Annotated in this window: 4 protein-coding genes and 1 pseudogene; 2 read left to right on the top strand and 3 right to left on the bottom strand. The window is 63.8% G+C overall.

Features of this window, described 5'->3' with window-relative positions:
• Both MOV74_RS32740 and MOV74_RS32735 read right to left on the bottom strand, forming a co-directional pair.
• A pseudogene (locus tag MOV74_RS32740) lies at positions 1-175 on the bottom strand (alkaline phosphatase); the annotation flags it as partial.
• 125 nt (positions 176-300) lie between these two features.
• Entirely contained in the window at positions 301-1746 is a 1446-nt protein-coding gene (locus MOV74_RS32735; RefSeq protein ID WP_246931125.1) for a TAXI family TRAP transporter solute-binding subunit, read from the bottom strand.
• A gap of 153 nt (positions 1747-1899) precedes the next feature.
• Between MOV74_RS32735 and MOV74_RS32730 the strand changes: the two genes are divergently transcribed.
• Together MOV74_RS32730 and MOV74_RS32725 are read left to right on the top strand one after the other, a co-directional pair.
• Positions 1900-2190 (top strand): 4a-hydroxytetrahydrobiopterin dehydratase, encoded by a 291-nt coding sequence (locus tag MOV74_RS32730; RefSeq protein WP_246931124.1) that lies wholly within the window; start codon positions 1900-1902, stop codon positions 2188-2190.
• Between the two features lie 98 nt (positions 2191-2288).
• Positions 2289-2681 (top strand): YkvA family protein, encoded by a 393-nt coding sequence (locus MOV74_RS32725; protein ID WP_246931123.1) that lies wholly within the window; start codon positions 2289-2291, stop codon positions 2679-2681.
• Positions 2682-2840: 159 nt separating this feature from the next.
• Here the strand turns inward: MOV74_RS32725 and MOV74_RS32720 are convergent, their stop codons facing one another.
• Positions 2841-4007: a TAXI family TRAP transporter solute-binding subunit gene (locus MOV74_RS32720; RefSeq protein WP_246931122.1), complete on the bottom strand. Its 1167-nt coding sequence runs from the start codon at positions 4005-4007 to the stop codon at positions 2841-2843.
• Between the last annotated feature and the right edge of the window lie 121 nt (positions 4008-4128).

Raw genomic sequence — 4128 nt, 5'->3', positions numbered from 1 at the left:
CGGGTCGATCGGTGCGCGCCCACACCACGCCGCCACTGGCCGTGACGTCGCCCGACTGGACGCCATGCGTGACCACGGGCCGATCGGCCGCGCGCGAGAGAGAAGGCATTGCGATCGAGCCGAGCGCTCCGGCGCCGGTGGCGAGGAAGCGGCGGCGGGAGAATTTCAAGTTCATGAAAATTCGCTCCGACCCCGAGCTGGCAGGAAAGTCCGTCATTCCGGGCGCGATGCTTCGCATCGCCCCGGAATGACGGAAGCTATATTGAGACAATGTGACGCAGCGATTACACGGGCAAGCCTTTAAGCGTTGCCGGCGGCCCTGAATTGCGCGCCTGCGCGCTGCAGGTTCTGCGGCAGGCTGAACAGCACCGCCTTGCGGTCGGCGACGGCGGCGTGGAATTGATCCAGCGCGATGTTGAAGGCGGTGAGCGCGGCTTCCTCGATCGCGCCGTGATCGAAGCAGCGCAGCGTGTCGCGCAGGATGTCGTCGGCCTCGGCCTGCATCTGGTCGAGCTCTTCGGTCGTCTCGCACTTGCGGGCCGCCGCGATCATGTCCAGCAGACGTTCGCGCAGATGGCTGTTGTTGTCGCGCTCGTCCTTCTTCAGATAGCCCGCGAACCAGGCGCCGATCGAGCCCATGGCCGAGAGCGCCATCAGGCTCCACCAGATGTAATCGCTGTATTTGTCGAGGAAGGTCTTCTCCTCGCCGTCGACGAAGGCGGCGGCGCCAGGATGCACCGGGATCACCGCATCCTTGTCGGTGTCGGGCGTTTCGATTTTCGCTGCGAGCGGGAATTCCGTCACCAGTTGTTGGCGCACGGCGAACAGCTGGCGCGTGAACGCTGCGATGGTGGTTTCGGAGACGCCTTTGCGCGCCACGACGTGGTGCGAGAAGCTGATGGTCTTGACCTCGTCCTCCGGGCGGGCGGGCGAGCCGCCATAGGTGCCGGCGGGAATCTCGGACGCTTCGTAGACCGGATGGTTTTGCGCAATCGCATCCGCCGAATCGATCGCGAGGAAGTTGGGCGCGCCGAAATCCTTGATGGAGGCGGCGATCGCGTCCGCCGTGATCTTGCTGTTGACCGGGCCGGCGGCGAGATAGATGTCGGCCTTCTGGGCCTTGATCGCCTCGGCGACTTCGTTGGCCGGGAATTGCACGATCTCGACCTTGGCGGGATCGACGCCGTATTGCTGGAGGATCACCTTGAGCAGATTGACATTGGCTTGGGTGCGGCCGACCACGCCGATGCGATGGCCGGCGAGCTGCGAGATCTTGGTGATCTTCGGGCCCCGCTTCTTGCCTTTGCCCGGTACGGACCACAGCACCACGACGTTCTTGCGCAGGGTCGCGACCGCTTGCGCGTTCTTGGGCACATCGAGGTCGCCGCGCACGATGGCGAGGTCGACCTTGCCTTCCGCAAGTGCATTGGCGCTGGCCGTGGCGCCGTCGGTCTGGATCGGCCGCAGCCGCACCTGGCTCTTGGTCTGCGTGAAGGCCTGCGTCAGTGCCTGCACGACCTTGACGTCATCGCTGTTGGCGGGACCGACCGCGATCTTCAGCGTCACCGGCCGCATCGCGAAGTAATAGCCACCGGCGAGCGCGCCGACGATCGCAAGCACGAGTGCAAGAGTCACGAGCGCCGTCTTCCGCGCCGCGGATCGCGGCGAAGGCGGAGGGGGCGCTTCGGCCAGGTCCAATCCCCCGGTCATCGATCTCCCAAACAGGCGCTTCAGGCTCAGTTTCATCTTGGCCGGCGATTTACGCCCGCAATTGTAGCAAATTTCTTGTCCGGCGGGGTTACATCTCCGTCATGGTTAGCGGATGGCGGAAATCCCCGTGTGAACCCGGGGCGCCAGGACGGTGTTAGGGTAAAGTTCCCCTGAAGGACGGAGACAACCATGGCAGAACGGCTCTCGGCGGAGGCGCGCAAGCAGGCGCTGGGCGGACTACCTGGCTGGAACGAGGTTCAGGGCCGGGATGCCATCGGGAAAACCTTTATCTTCAAGGATTTCAATGAGGCGTTCGGCTTCATGACCCGCGCCGCGATGGCCGCCGAGAAGATGGATCACCACCCCGAATGGCGCAACGTCTACAAGACGGTGGAGGTGGTGCTGTCGACCCACGACGCCGGCGGCGTCACGGCGCTCGACATCGCGCTGGCCAAGACGATGAACGCGATCGCAGGCTGAGATCGGCCGACGTCTTGCAGGGGGCGGCCACATCCCCATCTTGTGATCAGCCGGGATGCGGCGATCCGCAGCCTGGCTGAACGGGGAGTTTATCGAACATGGCTGCCGAACACAGCGTCGGTTTCGAGCCGGCCGATCGGCTCGCGAAGGATCGCGAGGGCGTCCGCCGCCGCTTCTGGCGCAAGCTGAAGCGTGTCGCCGCGCATCTGCCGTTCGCAGAAGACCTGCTTGCTGCCTATTACTGTGCGTTCGATCGGCAGACGCCACGCCACGTCCAGGCCTCGCTGCTCGGGGCGATCGCTTACTTCATCCTGCCGTTCGACTTCGTCGCGGACGTGATGCCGATTCTCGGCTTCGCCGATGACGCCGCCGTGCTCGCCACCGCCATCCGCATGGTTGCCGGTCACATCACGAGCGAGCATCGCGAGGCCGCCCGCGTGGCACTGAAGCGGGGAGTGGATGAGGCGGAAGCGGCGCAGGAGGCAGTCTAACCGCACACACTGCCGTCATGTCCCGGCCTTGTCGGACGACAGTGTTTGGGTGCTGCTCGCCTCAGGCTCGTCATTGCGAGCGAAGCGAAGCAATCCAGAGTCGTTTGCGCGGTGGCAGTCTGGATTGCTTCGTCGCTTTGCTCCTCGCAACGACGGCCTTCATTTCTTCTCGGCCCCCGCCTGTGCCCGCGCCTTCTCAGCGTCCCATGCCTGGAATTGCCTGAACAACGTTTCCTTGTCCGTGTCGGACACCTGCGCCGTCGCTGGGCTCTGCTTCAAAAACGCCTCGAAGCGCTGCCGTGTCACCGGCTCGACGCCGTGTTTGTCGAGCCATTGCTGCGCCACCGGCAATCTGTTCCAGCCTGACAGGGGCGCTGCGAGCGAGACCTCCTTCCACTTGGGATGGAAGGGCGGGTTTTGCAGCGCGGGAAATTTCGTGAAGAACACATCTACGAACAGCGCGAGCTTGCGGTAGCGCTCGGTGTTGGGCGCCCAATTGTAGGCCGCGAGCACTGCGGGCACCGCGATGGTGTCCACGCTCTCGCCCTCCTTGATCAGGTTCGGATAGTCCTTGGCAGTCAGCGTCGCCGGCAGATAGTCGCTCTGCAGCGGCTTCGCGTAGTCGACCTTCGCAAAATGGAAGCGGCCGTCATTGCCGAAGGTCGAGACCGATTTATATGGCTTGCCGCCGACCACGACGACGGCGTCGATCTCGCCGGCCTTCAGCTTCTCCATCGCGATGCGCTGCTCGACATAGACGAACTTCGCCTTGATCCCGAGTCGTTCGAACACGGTGAGCGCGGTGACGAAGGTGCCGCCATTGGGCAGGTCCACGCTCACAGTCTTGCCTTCCAGATCCTTTAGGGTCGCGACCGATTTCGGCGCGATCACCTGCATCTCTTCGTTGTAGAGCTTGGTCACATAGGTGAACTGCTTCTTGATGTCCTTGGCAAAACCCTTGCGTTCGAGATAGTCGAGCGTGTCGGCGCGCACGATTCCGAAATCGACGCCTTGCAGGAACAGGATGTCGGCAACGCTCTGCACCGAACCGCGGCCGACGATCGGCAGCACCCGGATCTTGTTGCCGTCGTCGAGCACCGAGGCGAGGTCGGCGCCGAATTGCACATAAGTGCCGCCGATCGTGCCGGTGATCAGTGTGACGGTGTTGGCGTTCAGCGCCTGCTTGGTCGAGGTCGAGCCGAACTGGAAGATGGCTTTCAGGCCGTCCGAGACCTTGGCCGGATCGTATTCGGCCTGTTCGGCGCGTGCCGCGAAGGCACAGATGGTCATGATGGCGGCAAGCGCCATTCCCAAAGCGTTACGCATGATGTCCTCTAACGAGTTCTAGTTCTGAAGCTGCGCGAGGCGCTGCCGCGCCTCCGCCGATCCGAGTGTCGCGGCTTTCCGGTACCAATCGCGCGCGGCGGTCGCGTCAGCGGCGATGCGC

Source organism: Bradyrhizobium sp. SHOUNA76, from assembly GCF_023006445.1.
Classification (GTDB): domain Bacteria; phylum Pseudomonadota; class Alphaproteobacteria; order Rhizobiales; family Xanthobacteraceae; genus Bradyrhizobium.
This window is presented reverse-complemented; position numbering and strand designations above follow the sequence as displayed.